Source organism: Mesorhizobium sp. NZP2077, from assembly GCF_013170805.1.
GTDB lineage: Bacteria > Pseudomonadota > Alphaproteobacteria > Rhizobiales > Rhizobiaceae > Mesorhizobium.
The window spans coordinates 5385659-5399071 of sequence record NZ_CP051293.1; the positions used below are offsets into that span (position 1 = coordinate 5385659).

16 protein-coding genes and 1 pseudogene are annotated in these 13413 nt (G+C 61.2%); 10 read left to right on the plus strand and 7 right to left on the minus strand.

Going from position 1 to position 13413, the window contains the following annotated elements; translation table 11 throughout:
- Nucleotides 1–3 precede the first annotated feature (3 nt).
- A complete protein-coding gene (locus tag HGP13_RS27035; RefSeq protein ID WP_172231108.1) occupies nt 4–594 on the plus strand; it encodes an NAD(P)H-dependent oxidoreductase in 591 nt (196 codons plus the stop codon).
- 14 nt (nt 595–608) lie between these two features.
- Here HGP13_RS27035 and HGP13_RS27040 read toward each other — a convergent pair whose 3' ends face one another.
- On the minus strand, nt 609–1592 hold the full coding sequence (locus HGP13_RS27040; RefSeq protein ID WP_172231110.1) for a zinc-dependent alcohol dehydrogenase family protein: 984 nt from the start codon (nt 1590–1592) through the stop codon (nt 609–611).
- A gap of 142 nt (nt 1593–1734) precedes the next feature.
- Nucleotides 1735–2232 (minus strand): sulfocyanin-like copper-binding protein, encoded by a 498-nt coding sequence (locus HGP13_RS27045; RefSeq protein ID WP_172231112.1) that lies wholly within the window; start codon nt 2230–2232, stop codon nt 1735–1737.
- A 256-nt stretch (nt 2233–2488) separates the two neighbouring features.
- On the opposite strand from HGP13_RS27045, the gene HGP13_RS27050 reads away from it, so the two are divergent.
- The 6 genes from HGP13_RS27050 (at nt 2489) to arcC (ending at nt 8272) form a co-directional block, all read left to right on the plus strand.
- Nucleotides 2489–2767, plus strand: coding sequence for a PepSY domain-containing protein (locus HGP13_RS27050; protein ID WP_172231114.1), 279 nt, complete (start codon nt 2489–2491; stop codon nt 2765–2767).
- A gap of 147 nt (nt 2768–2914) precedes the next feature.
- The gene (locus HGP13_RS27055; protein ID WP_348647092.1) at nt 2915–3340 is read left to right on the plus strand and encodes a cytochrome b/b6 domain-containing protein; all 426 of its coding nucleotides are present in this window, start codon (nt 2915–2917) and stop codon (nt 3338–3340) included.
- Between the two features lie 270 nt (nt 3341–3610).
- Nucleotides 3611–5077, plus strand: a complete 1467-nt coding sequence (arcD, locus tag HGP13_RS27060; protein ID WP_172231116.1) for an arginine-ornithine antiporter — start codon at nt 3611–3613, stop codon at nt 5075–5077.
- 13 nt (nt 5078–5090) lie between these two features.
- Nucleotides 5091–6305 carry an arginine deiminase gene (locus HGP13_RS27065; RefSeq protein ID WP_172231118.1) on the plus strand — a complete coding sequence of 405 codons (1215 nt, stop codon included), beginning with the start codon at nt 5091–5093 and terminating at the stop codon, nt 6303–6305.
- Nucleotides 6306–6321: 16 nt separating this feature from the next.
- Nucleotides 6322–7323 (plus strand): ornithine carbamoyltransferase, encoded by a 1002-nt coding sequence (gene argF / locus HGP13_RS27070; protein ID WP_172231120.1) that lies wholly within the window; start codon nt 6322–6324, stop codon nt 7321–7323.
- 1 nt (nt 7324) lies between these two features.
- Nucleotides 7325–8272: a carbamate kinase gene (gene arcC / locus HGP13_RS27075; protein ID WP_172231122.1), complete on the plus strand. Its 948-nt coding sequence runs from the start codon at nt 7325–7327 to the stop codon at nt 8270–8272.
- Between the two features lie 17 nt (nt 8273–8289).
- Here arcC and HGP13_RS27080 read toward each other — a convergent pair whose 3' ends face one another.
- The 4 genes from HGP13_RS27080 to HGP13_RS27095 form a co-directional block, all read right to left on the minus strand.
- The gene (locus HGP13_RS27080; RefSeq protein ID WP_172231124.1) at nt 8290–9696 is read right to left on the minus strand and encodes a bifunctional serine/threonine-protein kinase/universal stress protein; all 1407 of its coding nucleotides are present in this window, start codon (nt 9694–9696) and stop codon (nt 8290–8292) included.
- A gap of 13 nt (nt 9697–9709) precedes the next feature.
- Nucleotides 9710–10453: a metallophosphoesterase family protein gene (locus HGP13_RS27085; RefSeq protein WP_172231127.1), complete on the minus strand. Its 744-nt coding sequence runs from the start codon at nt 10451–10453 to the stop codon at nt 9710–9712.
- A gap of 88 nt (nt 10454–10541) precedes the next feature.
- Nucleotides 10542–10790: a hypothetical protein gene (locus HGP13_RS27090; protein ID WP_172231130.1), complete on the minus strand. Its 249-nt coding sequence runs from the start codon at nt 10788–10790 to the stop codon at nt 10542–10544.
- Between the two features lie 125 nt (nt 10791–10915).
- Entirely contained in the window at nt 10916–11077 is a 162-nt protein-coding gene (locus HGP13_RS27095) for a hypothetical protein (protein WP_172231133.1), read from the minus strand.
- Between the two features lie 213 nt (nt 11078–11290).
- Here HGP13_RS27095 and HGP13_RS27100 point away from each other — a divergent pair, with 213 nt between their 5' ends.
- Together HGP13_RS27100 and HGP13_RS27105 are read left to right on the plus strand one after the other, a co-directional pair.
- Nucleotides 11291–11935: a helix-turn-helix domain-containing protein gene (locus HGP13_RS27100; protein WP_172231136.1), complete on the plus strand. Its 645-nt coding sequence runs from the start codon at nt 11291–11293 to the stop codon at nt 11933–11935.
- Nucleotides 11936–12040: 105 nt separating this feature from the next.
- Nucleotides 12041–12562, plus strand: coding sequence for a GNAT family N-acetyltransferase (locus HGP13_RS27105; protein ID WP_172231139.1), 522 nt, complete (start codon nt 12041–12043; stop codon nt 12560–12562).
- Nucleotides 12563–12689: 127 nt separating this feature from the next.
- On the opposite strand, the pseudogene HGP13_RS27110 reads toward HGP13_RS27105, so the two are convergent.
- Nucleotides 12690–12857, minus strand: a pseudogene (locus tag HGP13_RS27110) (hypothetical protein); the annotation flags it as partial.
- A gap of 151 nt (nt 12858–13008) precedes the next feature.
- Here HGP13_RS27110 and HGP13_RS27115 point away from each other — a divergent pair.
- Nucleotides 13009–13290: a hypothetical protein gene (locus HGP13_RS27115; RefSeq protein ID WP_172231142.1), complete on the plus strand. Its 282-nt coding sequence runs from the start codon at nt 13009–13011 to the stop codon at nt 13288–13290.
- Nucleotides 13291–13413 lie beyond the last annotated feature (123 nt).

A 13413-nucleotide genomic window follows, 5' to 3' on the forward strand; every position in this document is an offset into this window, starting at 1 on the left:
ACCATGTCGCGACGCATCTTGATTGTGGTCGGTCATCCCGACCCGTCCCCGGATCGGCTCTGCCGCGGTCTCGCCAGGGCCTATGGCGAGGGCGCGGAGAAGGCGGGGCACGTCGTCCGCCGGGTCGATCTGGCGGCGATCGACTTTCCGATGCTGCGGACAATGCAGGAGTTCGAGCACGGTTCGATTCCCGATGAGCTGAAGGGAGCAGCCGAAGCGATCGTCTGGGCGGAGCACATTGTCTTTGTCTTTCCGCTGTGGCTTGGGACCATGCCGGCCAGGCTCAAGTCATTCCTGGAACAGGTCATGCGGCCGGGAACGGCCTTTGCCTATCCGGACAAGGGCGGCGGCTTCACAAAGACACTGCTTCGCGGCCGCTCTGCGCGCGTCGTGGTGACGATGGGCATGCCTTCCGTTGTCTACCGGCTGTGGTTCCTCGGACACGGCATCGCCGGCATGAAGCGAAGCATCCTGCATTTTGTCGGCATCAGTCCGGTGCGCGAGACCTTGTTCGGCATGGTCGCTGGGGCCAGCGATGCGACCCGCGCGAAGTGGATCAGCCAGATGCACAAGCTTGGCGAGCGAGCCAGATAATCTTCAACTGTCAATCACGGCACCAGGACGGCGGCGCCGCTCAATCTGCCTTGCCTCAGATCGTCCAGTGCCTGATTGGCCTGTTCCAGCCGGTAGACCTTGGTGTGGGTGCGTACCTGCGCGCGCTTGGCAATGGGGAAGAACTCTTCCGCGTCGCGGCGCGTCAGGTTTGCGACCGACACCAGTTCGCGCTCTTCCCAGAGCAATTCGTAGGCCATCGCCGGAATGTCACTCATGTGAATGCCGCCGCAAACCACCCGGCCACCCTTGCGGACGGCACCAAGCGCGATCGGCACCAGGTCGCCCACAGGAGCGAAGATGATCGCGGCATCGAGCTGCCTGGGCGGAAGTTGATCCGAACCGCCCGCCCAGGTTGCTCCGAGCGAGCGAGCGAAATCCTGTGCTTGCTCGTCACCGGGCCGGGTGACGGCGAAAATCTCACGGCCTTGCCAGATCGCGATCTGAGCGACGATATGCGCGGCGGCGCCGAAGCCGTAAATCCCGAGCCGCTTGCCGTCACCGGCCTTCTTCAGGCATCGCCAGCCGATCAGGCCGGCGCAAAGCAACGGCGCCAGCGATACGGGATCAGCATCCTGGTCCAGATCGAAGGCGAATTGCGCGTCGGCAATGACATGGCTGGCAAAGCCGCCATCGCGTGTGTAGCCCGTGAAATCTGGCTGATCGCAAAGATTTTCATGTGCTGTGGCGCAGTAGGGACAATGCCCGCAAGTGTGCCCAAGCCATGGCACACCGACTCTCCGCCCGATCCTGGAACGCGCCACGCCCTTGCCCACGGAATCGACGATGCCGACGATTTCGTGACCGGGAATCAGCGGCAATTTTGGATGACGCAGATCGCCATCAATGACATGCAGATCGGTGCGACAGACAGCGCATGCCTCGACCTTCAACCTGATCTCGCCCACCCCCGGTATGGGGTCGGATCTGTCGACCAGTTTCAAGGGAGTGCCGATGCTTTCGAGCACCATTGCTCTCATGACGCGCTCCATATCGCCCCGGAAACAAACCAAGCCGATTACGATCCACTCCTCCGCTAGACCGACATCAGGCGATGCGATCCCGGCAAGCTTTCGAAAACCGCGACCGTCACAGGCTCTTGGCGCTGCCTTGTTCTGGGGTTTATGGATCGACGGTGAGCTCGGCCCACATTCCGGCTCCAAAGTGACCTGGCACGTTACAGATAAGCAGATATTTTCCAGCCTTCAGTTCGACAGTCAACGTGCCCGATTTACCGGGATCAAGCTCCGAAACTTCGCCCTTGTCGCCGGCTTTGTCTTCGTCGACCCGGTTCTCGGCCTCAACGTAAGGAAGTGGCTTGCCGGGATCGGCAAGGTACATCACGATCATTTCGTGAACGGTGTCCTTGGAGTCATTCTTCACATTGAATGTGACCTCGCCGGCCTTCACCGCTCCGGGGACAGCCTTGATGCCCATGGTGGCCTTCGAGAGATCGAGTCCTGGCGTTGCATAAGCAAGACCCATCGGCATCTCCGTACTCGCACCCTTGTCCCACAGCGTGACCTGAACAAGTGAAGCGGCCTGGACGACACCGGCACTGCTGCCCATGAGCATCGCCGCCGCGAGCCCGAGCGCTGCTATCCTCGACATGGTTTTCATCGTGGTTCTCCTTCAGGATGGCAGCGAAGCGCTCTACATCCTGGCCGTCATCCTGCTTGCGGCGTCAGCCGCCGTCCTTGCGCCAGATCAAACCGACCGGCGCGAGCCCAATCTGCTGCCCCGGCCCAACTGTCAGCCAGTTGTCAGGTTGAACGGGTTATTTCGACCAATGACGGTGAAATCGCCGTCTGACAGGACCGATCGAAATCCCACCCGCAGGCGCAACATCGGCGCCCAACTCCCGAATGGAGCCATCATGTATCGAACACTCGTCCTCGCCGCTCTCGCTGGCATGATTGCAGGGCCGGCGCTCGCCGCCGGCGGCAGCTGCAGCACCGCCCCGAAATCGCAGTTAAAGCCCAAGGCAACGCTCGAGGCGCAATTGACCGGCGAAGGCCTCACCGTCCGCCAGATCAAGGTCGAGAAGGGCTGCTACGAAGTCTATGCGGTCGACAAGGCCGGCAAGAAGGTGAACCTGGCCTACAATGCCGAGACCCTTGAAAAGCTCGACAATGCCGAAGCCGGCGAAAATTGATCCGAACGTTTCGATAGCCACGGACGCGCAGCCATCTCAAGAGATGGTGCGCGTCTGGGACCGGGTCGTGAGGAGTTTCCACTGGGCGCTTGTGCTCAGCTTCGTCACGGCCTGGCTCACCTCCCATTCCTCCGAGGACATTCACCATTGGGCCGGCTACACCGCTGCCGCGCTAGTCGCAATGCGGCTTTATGGGGCGTTCTGGGCACGCCGTATGCGCGGTTCTCTCAATTCGTGCGCGACCCGGCGACGGTGCTGCGCTATCTCTCTGCAATGCTGAGCGGTCGCGAAGCCCGCTACATCGGCCACAACCCGGCCGGTGGCGCAATGGTGGTCGTGCTGATCGCGGCGATGGGGTCAACCGCACTGACCGGTTGGCTGATGACGACGGACGCTTATTTCGGCCTCTCGTGGGTCGAAACGGCGCACAGCCTGAGCGCGCACGGCTTACTTGTGCTGGTCCTTTTCCATATAGGCGGCGTCGCGCTGGCAAGCTTTCGCCATCGCGAAAACCTGGTGCGGGCCATGATCACGGGGCGAAAACGCAAAGCCGAGCCGGCGGACATCGCCTGACGACCGACCAATAAATCAAATCCGATTTGCGCCTTGGCCGATTTCGGGGGTGCAAGCCGGTCGCGCCTTGTTCAACATGGCCCTGGAAGCGCGATGCGACATGGGCGGAGCGGACAAGATAAGAACAGGCATTGGTGCGGCGACCCAGAAACCGGAACACCAACGCCACTCTTTTTGTTCAGCAACCGTTTATTGACCCGCATCAAAGCTGTGAGTCCTGTCTTCCTATCTATTGCCTCCCATCAGAGCCTTCAAATTGGGGAGAGCATCATGACTACGGCTGATTTCAACATCCCGGTTCCGAAAGTCACGACGGCAGCGCCAACGAAACTTCGATTGGGGTCCCTTACCGCATTGGTGATCGGCTCGATGGTCGGCTCCGGCGTGTTCAGCCTGCCGCAGAACATGGCGGCTGGTGCTGGTCCCCTCGCCATCCTAATCGGCTGGGCCATCACCGCCGTCGGCATGCTGGCACTGGTGTTCGTCTATCAATCGCTTGCGACCCGCAAGCCCGAGCTCGATGCCGGGCCCTATGCCTACGCCAAGGCCGGCTTCGGCCCCTTCATCGGCTTCAACAGCGCCTGGGGTTACTGGATCAGCGCCTGGGTCGGCAACGTTTCCTACGCGGTGATCGTGTTCAGCGCCCTATCCTATTTCTTTCCGGCCTTCGGCGACGGAAACACCTGGCAGGCGGTGCTCGGCGCATCGGTCCTGCTGTGGCTGATCCATGTCCTTGTTCTGGCCGGCATCCGGCAGGCCGCCGTCGTCAACCTCATCGTCACGGTGGCGAAGATCGCTCCGATCGTCCTTTTCGTCGGGGTTGTTGCCGTCGCCTTCAAACTGCAGGTCTGGTCTCTCGACTTCACGGGTCTCGGCAACGCCAGTCTCGGCTCGATCACCGCGCAGGTGAAAAGCACCATGCTGGTGACGCTCTGGGTGTTCATCGGCATCGAGGGCGCCAGCGTCTTTTCCGGCCGTGCGGAGCGCCGCAAGGACATCGCCACGGCGACGGTTCTCGGCTTCTTCACCTGCCTCGCGCTCTACGCCCTGGTGTCGCTGCTGTCGCTCGGCATCCTGAACCAGCCTGAACTCGCCGCCCTGAAGAACCCCTCCATGGCCGGTGTGCTCGAGGCGGTTGTCGGCCCCTGGGGCGCCATCCTCATCAACATCGCGCTTGTGGTGTCGGTGGTCGGCGCCTTCCTGAGCTGGACGCTGCTGGCGGCCGAAATTCCGCATGCCGCCGCAAAGGACGGCACGATGCCCAAATTCTTCGGCCATGAAAGCGAGCGCGGCGTGCCGTCGATCTCGCTTCTGATCACCAATCTGCTGGTGCAGGCCTTCCTGGTGATCACGCTCTTCGCACAAAGCACCTACCAGGCGCTGTTCTACATCGCGTCGGCCGCAATCCTGGTTCCTTACATCTTTTCCGGAGCCTATGCGGCCAAGCTCGCGTTGACCGGAGAGAGCTACGAGGGTGGCGAGCAGCGCGTCGGGCCGCTTTTTGCCGGATTGCTGGCAACGGTCTACGGGCTGTGGCTCGTCTACGCGGCCGGACCTGCCTACCTGTTCATGTGCGCGATCCTCTATGCGCCCGGCATCATCTTCTACGTCTGGGCGCGCCGCGAAACCAACCAGCGCGTGTTCCATCCTGTCGAAGCAGCCCTCGCCGCAGCCCTCGTCGCCGTCGCCATCCTCGCCGTTTACGAGATGTGGACCGGCGCCGTCAGCGCGCTGTGAGAGGATTGGTTCGATGACGAAGCTGGGTGTCCATTCTGAAGTCGGCCGTCTGCGCGAGGTGATGGTCCATCGTCCTGACCTTAGCCTGCGCAGGCTGACACCGGAAAACTGCAAGGCGCTGCTCTTCGACGACGTGCTGTGGGTCAAGCGGGCTCGCCAGGAACACGATGTCTTTGTCGATGCGTTACGCGAACGCGGCGTACTGGTGCATTGCTTCGGTGAACTCCTGGCTGAGACAATGAGCCTGTCCAAGGCCCGCGACTGGCTTCTCGACCGCCGAGTCCATCCCGGCGTCGTCGGGCTCGACATGGTCGACGAAATGCGCGGATGGCTCAACGAGATGCCGCCGGAGCAATTGTCGTCTTACCTTGTAGGCGGCATTGCCCGGGCGGAGCTTCCTTTCGAACCCAAGGGGCTGACCGGAAGGACGCTCGCGCCCCAGGATTTCGTGCTGCCGCCTTTGCCGAACCAGCTTTTCACCCGCGACAGCTCCTGCTGGATCTACGGCTCGGTCTCGGTCAATCCCATGTACTGGCCCGCGCGGCGCCCGGAAGCGGCCAATGTCGAAGCCGTCTATCGCTTCCATCCCCGTTTTCGCGACAGCGGCATACCTTTCGTGTCGCCGGACCTGGGCACAGGCACCAGCCTGGAAGGCGGCGATGTCATGCCGATCGGGGGTGGAACGGTTCTCGTCGGCATGGGCGAACGCACCACGCCGCAAGCGGTGGGAGATCTCGCGCGCAACCTGTTTGCGGCCGGTGAGGCCACGCGCGTGATTGCCGCCTTGATGCCGCGCGACCGCAGTTTCATGCATCTCGACACCGTCTTCACCTTCTGCGATCGCGATCTCGTCACCTTGTATCCGCCGGTGGTCGACCGGTTACGCAGCTTCTCGCTGCGGCCGGGCGACGGAGAGGTGTCGGTCGAGGTCACCGATGAGGCAAAACCGTTCACGGCTGTGGTTGCTGAAGCCCTTGGACTGAAGTCGCTGCGCATCATCACCACCGGCGGCGACCGATACGAGGCCGAGCGCGAACAATGGGATGACGGCAACAACGTTGTTGCGGTCGAGCCCGGCGTGGTCATCGGCTACGATCGCAACGTCTACACCAACACGCTGCTGCGCCGCGCCGGAATTGAAGTGATCACGGTCGAAGGCGCCGAACTCAGCCGCGGCCGCGGCGGCGGGCACTGCATGACCTGTCCGATTGTCCGCGACCCGATCTGACCCGAAAGGAATTTCCATGTCGATCAATCTTCACGGCCGCTCCGTCCTGACCCTGGACGATCTCACGGCCGACGAGATCCGCTTTCTTTTGAAGCTGGCGGCCGATCTGAAGGCCGCCAAGCTCGCCGGGCACGAGATTCCGCGTCTTGTCAGAAAAAACATTGCGCTGATCTTCGAGAAGGATTCGACGCGCACACGCACAGGGTTCGAGGTAGCTGCCTATGACCAGGGCGCTCACGTCACCTATTTCGGCCCCACTGGCAGTCATATCGGCCACAAGGAATCCATGAAGGACACCGCCCGCGTCCTTGGCCGCATGTATGATGCGATCGAATATCGCGGTTTTGGCCAGCACCAGGCCGAACTGCTGGCCGCGCATGCTGGCGTGCCTGTCTACAACGGTCTTACCGACGAGGCGCATCCTACGCAGATCCTCGCCGACCTGATGACCATGCGTGAATTCACCCACAAGCATCTATCGGATATGACCGTCACCTTCGTCGGTGAGGGTCGGGACAATGTCGCGCTGTCGCTGGCACTTGGAGCTGCCAAGGTCGGCATAGACATGCGCATCGCTTCACCGAAAGAGCTCTGGCCGGACGAGGAATTCTGCGCCCATGTTCGCGACCTAGCGCAGCGTAGCGGCGGCCGCTTCCGACTCGACGAGGATGTGACGGGCTGCGTCCAGGATGCTGATTTCATCTACACCGATGTCTGGATGTCGATGGGCGAGGACAAATCCGGCTGGACCGAACGTATCCGCCTTTTGACGCCCTACCGGGTCACGACCGAAGTGATGGCTGCCGCCGGCAACCCCCACGTCAAATTCATGCATTGCCTGCCGGCATTCCACGACACCGACACAGAGATCGGCGCCTTCGTTGCGAAGGAATACGGCATCGACTGCATGGAGGTCACCGACGAGGTGTTCGAGTCGGCTGCGTCCATCGTCTTCGACCAGGCCGAAAACCGGATGCACACGATCAAAGCCCTTCTCGTCGCCACGATCGGCAACTGAGATGCTCATCGTCGTTGCGTTGGGCGGAAACGCACTGCTGCGCCGTGGAGAACCGATGACGGCCGGGAACCAGCGCGCCAACATCGTGCGTGCCGCGGCTGTATTGGCGAATCTGGTCGACGCAGGGCACTCGATTGTAGTCACTCACGGCAACGGTCCGCAGGTGGGGCTTCTAGCCCTGCAGGCAGCGGCCACTTCGGACGGCGGCACATTTCCGCTGGACGTGCTTGGCGCCGAGAGCGCCGGCATGATCGGCTATGTGATCGAGCAGGAACTCGGCAACCTCCTCAAGGAGAGGCTTTTCGCGACCCTGCTGACACAGGTGAAGGTGGATCCACAAGATCCGGCTTTCGCTCACCCGACAAAGCCTATCGGCCCCGTCTACGATGAGGCAACGGCACGCACGCTTGCCAGCGAGCGCGGCTGGCAGATCGCGCCTGACGGTGACAAATGGCGCCGCGTCGTGCCCTCGCCCAAGCCGCTCGTGATCCTGGAAGCTTCGGTGATCTCCTTTCTGGTCGAGCGCGGCGTGATTGTCATCTGCACCGGCGGCGGCGGCGTTCCGGTAATTGCCCGTGACGACGGTAGTCTTTGCGGCGTGGAGGCCGTCATCGACAAGGATCTGGCAAGCTCGCTTCTTGCCCGGCAGTTGAAAGCCGACATGCTGCTGATGCTCACCGATGTCGACGCCGTCTATGTCGACTATGGAACAGCAGCTGCTCGGGCGCTTCGGCGCGTGACCCCCAAGGAGCTATCGGGCCAGAATTTTCCAGCCGGCTCCATGGGGCCGAAGGTCAGTGCTGCAATCGAGTTCGCTGAAGCAACGGGTAAACCTACCGCAATCGGCAAGCTCGATGACGCCGTCGAAATTGTCAGGGGGGAACGCGGTACCTGGGTCGACGCGGGCGCTCCTGAGGCCCGATGCGCCGATCAGTCAAACGCCCCCTGATTCCTGATCGAAACGCATCAAAGCGGCCGCGCTTGTTCCTCGACGACCTTCAGTCGGACCACTGAAACCGAGCAAAGAGCTTGTGCGACCACTTTGGTCGAGACGCTGCCGAGGTGACGGCGAATTGCCGAGGACGCCCTTGCTCCAACGATGATGTGGCCGACGTCATTGTGCTCGGCATAGTTGAGGATCGCATCGGCAGGGCTGACCGCTTCGAGGACATGGTAGCTGATGCGGTCTTCCGGCAGGTGCAGCGGACGGGCCCAGTCCTTCAGTGCGACGAGCCGCCTCAGATACTCCGAGCGACCCGTTTCGTCGGCCGCGGGCGTCTCGCCTATGATCTCGGTCCTCAGGACCGTCACGCAGGCCAGCCAGGAGTCCTCGCGCGAGGCAAGCACGCGGGCGGTTTCGTTGAGAACCTCGCCTGCCAGCGCATCGCTGCCATTGGCCAGATCGACTGCGGCGAGAACAATTGACGGTCCAGCCTGCGTCCTCGACAAGGTCGGCTTGCCGACAAGCGATCTGTCATCCGTCTTGCGAAACAGCTCCATGATCGCGGCCCATGCCCCCTCGGTCGGGGGCTTGCGCCTGGCAACCACCACCTGGTCGGGGTTCCTCAGGTCTGAGAGAACGTGTGCCGCCTCGGCATATCGTCGAGACCTGTCCACTTCCATGCATCTCAGGATTATGGCTTCGAGCCATCGAGGAATGGCATCGTTGATATCTCTCGGCGGCCTTGGCGCGTGATAGAGCCGCCGCTTCATCCCCGCGAAGGTCGCCGGCCGCCCGAACGGCTCCTCGCCCGTAGCCAGCTGGTAGAGGATGCAACCCAGTGCGAACAAGTCACTGGCAGGATCGGACCGCTCTCCGAGCACCTGTTCCGGGGAGATATAGGCGGCCGTGCCCATCGGCACCGAGCTTTCCGCGCCGAGAAGATCGGGAAGCTCTGCATGCCGGGCGAGCCCGAAATCGAGAAGAACGGCCCCGTTCTCGGCGAGAATGACATTCTCGGGTTTGAGATCGAGATGGACGACCTTCTGCCGGTGCAGGGCAGCAAGTGCCGTCGCGATCTCGGCGCCGATCCTTGCCACCTCGTCCACGGGCAGTGGCGCGTTGCTGACGATATCCGCCAGACCGGTGCCAGCCACGAACTCCATGGCGATAAAGGGAATCTGCGACAAGCTGCCGGCTCCCGCAAAACGCGGCACATGCGGGCCCGTCAGGCGTTTCAGGATCAGTTCCTCCGCCTCAAAACCGAGAATGACGGAAACATCCCCGCCCGGGTCGAGAAACGGTATCTTCAGCACAAGCGGGAAATCATGCAGCGGGTTGGTCGCCCGCCAGAGCGAGGCCATGCCGCCGGCGGGCAGCTTTTCGACCAGCTCGAAACCATCGATGACTGTCCCTGCCTCAAACCGTTGCATAGAATACCTCTTCTCAGCGGCCGATCTTCAAACGCATGCCCAGCCACCCGGGCAGACCGGCGGCCCGGATCTTGCGGGCCGTTTCTTCGTGATCATAGGGAACACGAACCATCGTGACCTCTTGCCGCTGCGTGTCGACAAGAACAAAGCACGCTGCCGGGTTGCCGTCGCGTGGTTGACCAACAGCACCGGCGATCACCACGTGCCGCCTCATCTCCGACAGGGGTGCAGCCACATTGTCGTGCGGCTGAAAATGGATCGGCCGACGACCGGGCAGAGCGTAGTAGATGGCGGGAATGTGGGTGTGACCGCAGAAAACGAAGCGGGCGTCGCTTGCCGAGAGGCAGCGTTCCGCTGCATCCACGTCGCGTATATAGGGCCACTTTCCCGGTCGCTCCGCACTTGCGTGCACATACAGGCGGTCTTCGGATTGCAGCGAGAGCGGCAATCGCGCGAGGAAATCGAGATGCGCCGAAGTGATGTGTTTGCGAGTCCACTGCACGGCGAACCGCGCATTCTCAGTCATGTTGCTTAGGTTCAGCGCCACTGCTTCGTCGTGGTTGCCCGTGATGCAAAGCGCGCCGTCAGCCATCAGATGGGCAGCCTTCTCGATCACATAGATGGGATCAGGACCGTAGCCGACCAGATCACCGAGCAATACCAACTCGTCTGGACTACCGCGTCGGTGAACAGCTTCCAGGACCGCGTCGAACGCCTCGCGATTGGCATGAATGTCAGAAAGGATCGCGATGCGCATTCAACCTTTGTCCCAGAGATTGGCAAAACATGGCAAGGCGCGTGCCGCAATTGATTTGGTTCGGCTGCGTCGCGATCATAGGGGACGGTTAAAGCAACCTGCCGTCTCTTTGGGGTGGCGCAACATGGCTGAGTGACGCCGACTCTGCTTCAGCGGCTGCCGTCGCGCCTTTGGAAACCAGGCGCATGACAAAGACGAAGTATCCGACCTGCAGAACGACCAAGTCGATAATCGCCCAGCCCAGTGCTGTCCAGACCGAGCCCGTTACCACGTAGGTCCACGCCGCGACGATGGTCGAGGTGACAAACATTCCCACCAGAAACCGCGGAAGATACATCGACGCTCATCAACCGCCCCAGAACCTGAGATGAGTTCGGAACGGTTCCCCTTTGCTATCCAAAGCTAGGAGATCATAGGCATCCGGATTGGCCTGTGGCTTGACGTGGATCAACAGGGCGGGCGTCAGTCGACGGGTTTCTTTTTGATTGTTGCAAATCTGGCCAATTCTTCGGCCAAAAGATTTTTGAGCGTGGCGCGGCGGTCCGGGTCTGTTTCGGATATGAGCTTGCGCCTGAAATGCTTGACGTTTTCGTGGTGTATATATTCGCGATAGGGATCCTGCATGACCGTATCCCTCCTTCAGGGAGACGTAATAGAGACGGTAGGCGTCTATTCGGTCCAAGGCTAGCGCAATCGTTTGTTGAGGGCCCTAGCCGCATTTGCCACTGCAAATCCGTTCCGTATTCAACTAGGTAGTTTCCCGTAGGGATATAACCGAATTTCGCGACCCGCGGATTCGCGCGATTGCTGTGTCACGGAACAACCGGGAAAACAGCCATGCACGCCTACACCGCCTCCAGGATTTCATTGCCGTCGCATTCTGTGCAACCAAGCGTGCCGGACGCATTCGACCCGGCGCCGCTGCAGCCGATCAGCTTTTTTTCGGCCGGCTCGGAAATTTATGCCCAGGGCGAGAAGGCCGGGGCCTTCTACCAGGTCGAGTTCGGTGCCGTGCGCATCTACCGGCTGCTCGCCGACGGTCGCCGGCAGATAAGCGCCTTCCACCTCGCCGGTGAGACCTTCGGCTTCGAAGCCGACACGACGCATCATTTCTTCGCCGAAGCGATCAGTGCCACCGGCGTCCGCGTCTTTCGCCTGGCTGCCGCGGACATGTCCCGTCAGTTGCTGCCGTTGGCGCTCAAGGGCCTGACACGCGCGCAGGAACACCTCCTGGTCCTCGGTCGCCAGAACGCCATCGAACGTGTCGCCGCCTTCCTGGTCGACATGGCGGAGCGGCAAGGTGGATTGCGGCAGGTCGAGCTGCCAATGTCGCGCATGGATATCGGCGACTATCTCGGCCTCACCATCGAGACCGTGTCGCGGGTCTTCACCCGGCTGAAGGACAAGGGCGTCATCCGCCTCCTCAACCTGCGCAGCATCGAAATCGTCAAGCACGACGCGCTCCACTGCATGAGCGAATGACCAGACATCGTCGAACGGTGGCACGGAGATATCCAAAGGAAGCCATATCCACTTGGTTCCGCTGCATCCGGCCATTCAGAACAACCCAGGATTAGAGTTCCACCCATGTCCACGAACAGCGCAATTACCACACGTACTGGATTTCGTTTCGAAGTACGCCTTGCTCGGCCCGAGGACGAGCCAACCCTGGCGGAGTTCTTCACCCATGTGACTCCGGAAGACCTGCGCTTCCGCTTCCTCGGCGCTGTGAAGGAAGTTTCGCATGAACGGCTGGTGGCGATGACGCGTTCAGACGACGCGCATATCCATAATTTTCTGGCCTTCTCGACCGACGGGATGCTGATCGCCGTTGCGACGCTGGCAAGCGATCGAGCCGACCGAACCGGTGAGGTCGCGATCTGCATTCGCGCGGATCGCAAGCATCTGGGCGTTGGCTGGGAGTTGCTCGCCTATATCGCGAAATATGCCGAAGACCTCGGCCTGGAAGCCATCGAGTCGATCGAGAGCCGTGAGAACCGTGCCGCGATCGAGGTCGAGCGCGACATGGGTTTCACCGTCACGACCGATCCCGACGATGCGACGCTGGTGCTGGTTCGGCGGGAGCTGGGGGCGCGATCAGCCGCTTAGTGCAATTCCAGGAAAAGGGTGAAACGGTTTCCCAGGAAAAGCGCATAGCGCCTAGGGAATTGCGTTGAAACAAAGAGTTAGAGGTCGCGGTCCTTCCGGGGTCGTTGTGATACCCGAAGATGACCGGCTAGTCTGTGGTGAACAGCGCACGGAAAGCTCGATCCGAGAGACCGTGCGGGCGAGATTCTTTGGGTTGCAGAGTCATAAGGTCGACGACACTCACAACCCTGATCCCGAGATCAGGAACCTGTTGCGTGACGATTTGCCCGCACCTCAGGCAGAGAACGCGGGCCGACGAGCCTTTGCCGGCTGATCTTCAGCAGACACGCGATCGCTCGTCCTGCGAATAGCCATTGCCTTTCCTGCCGCGTTGGGAACCCCGGAACCAAAGCGACCTGCGGCAGTTATCCAAACGAAGGGCTAATCAAGGCAATGGAGAAACTACAATGAAAACAATGATCATGTGCGCTTTGGCGCTTTCCGTCGGATTGCCGGCTGTCGCTTCGGCGGCCGAAGCCGATATCGTCATCAAAACCCACCATCGTCACCACAGCAACGTCAAGATCATCAACGAGGACGGCCAACGCCTGCATCACCGCCACCACGGCACCGTTGCGTTCTACGATCATGGCCGCCGGCACCATCGTCCGGATGCGATCATCGTGACTGGCTCCGTTTCCAAGCACCACCACCGCCGCCCCGTGGTGATCGAAAACAACAATTACTGATCAACGCCGAGGCCCGGCTCCTTGCAGCCGGGCCTGCCGGCAAAAATCTCAAATGTGGCTGGTGGTCCGGTGTGCCATACAAAGGCATCATCAACCAACCATCGTCTTGATTACGACACCATT

Coding starts and splice junctions, on each gene's coding strand:
- HGP13_RS27035 (WP_172231108.1), top strand. CDS start 4: ATGTCGCGACGCATCTTGATTGTGGTCGGTCATCCCGACCCGTCCCCG.
- HGP13_RS27045 (WP_172231112.1), bottom strand. CDS start 2,232: ATGAAAACCATGTCGAGGATAGCAGCGCTCGGGCTCGCGGCGGCGATG.
- HGP13_RS27115 (WP_172231142.1), top strand. CDS start 13,009: ATGAAAACAATGATCATGTGCGCTTTGGCGCTTTCCGTCGGATTGCCG.
- HGP13_RS27105 (WP_172231139.1), top strand. CDS start 12,041: ATGTCCACGAACAGCGCAATTACCACACGTACTGGATTTCGTTTCGAA.
- HGP13_RS27080 (WP_172231124.1), bottom strand. CDS start 9,696: ATGCAACGGTTTGAGGCAGGGACAGTCATCGATGGTTTCGAGCTGGTC.
- HGP13_RS27095 (WP_172231133.1), bottom strand. CDS start 11,077: ATGCAGGATCCCTATCGCGAATATATACACCACGAAAACGTCAAGCAT.
- HGP13_RS27050 (WP_172231114.1), top strand. CDS start 2,489: ATGTATCGAACACTCGTCCTCGCCGCTCTCGCTGGCATGATTGCAGGG.
- arcD (WP_172231116.1), top strand. CDS start 3,611: ATGACTACGGCTGATTTCAACATCCCGGTTCCGAAAGTCACGACGGCA.
- HGP13_RS27085 (WP_172231127.1), bottom strand. CDS start 10,453: ATGCGCATCGCGATCCTTTCTGACATTCATGCCAATCGCGAGGCGTTC.
- arcC (WP_172231122.1), top strand. CDS start 7,325: ATGCTCATCGTCGTTGCGTTGGGCGGAAACGCACTGCTGCGCCGTGGA.
- HGP13_RS27100 (WP_172231136.1), top strand. CDS start 11,291: ATGCACGCCTACACCGCCTCCAGGATTTCATTGCCGTCGCATTCTGTG.
- HGP13_RS27090 (WP_172231130.1), bottom strand. CDS start 10,790: ATGTATCTTCCGCGGTTTCTGGTGGGAATGTTTGTCACCTCGACCATC.
- argF (WP_172231120.1), top strand. CDS start 6,322: ATGTCGATCAATCTTCACGGCCGCTCCGTCCTGACCCTGGACGATCTC.
- HGP13_RS27040 (WP_172231110.1), bottom strand. CDS start 1,592: ATGAGAGCAATGGTGCTCGAAAGCATCGGCACTCCCTTGAAACTGGTC.
- HGP13_RS27065 (WP_172231118.1), top strand. CDS start 5,091: ATGACGAAGCTGGGTGTCCATTCTGAAGTCGGCCGTCTGCGCGAGGTG.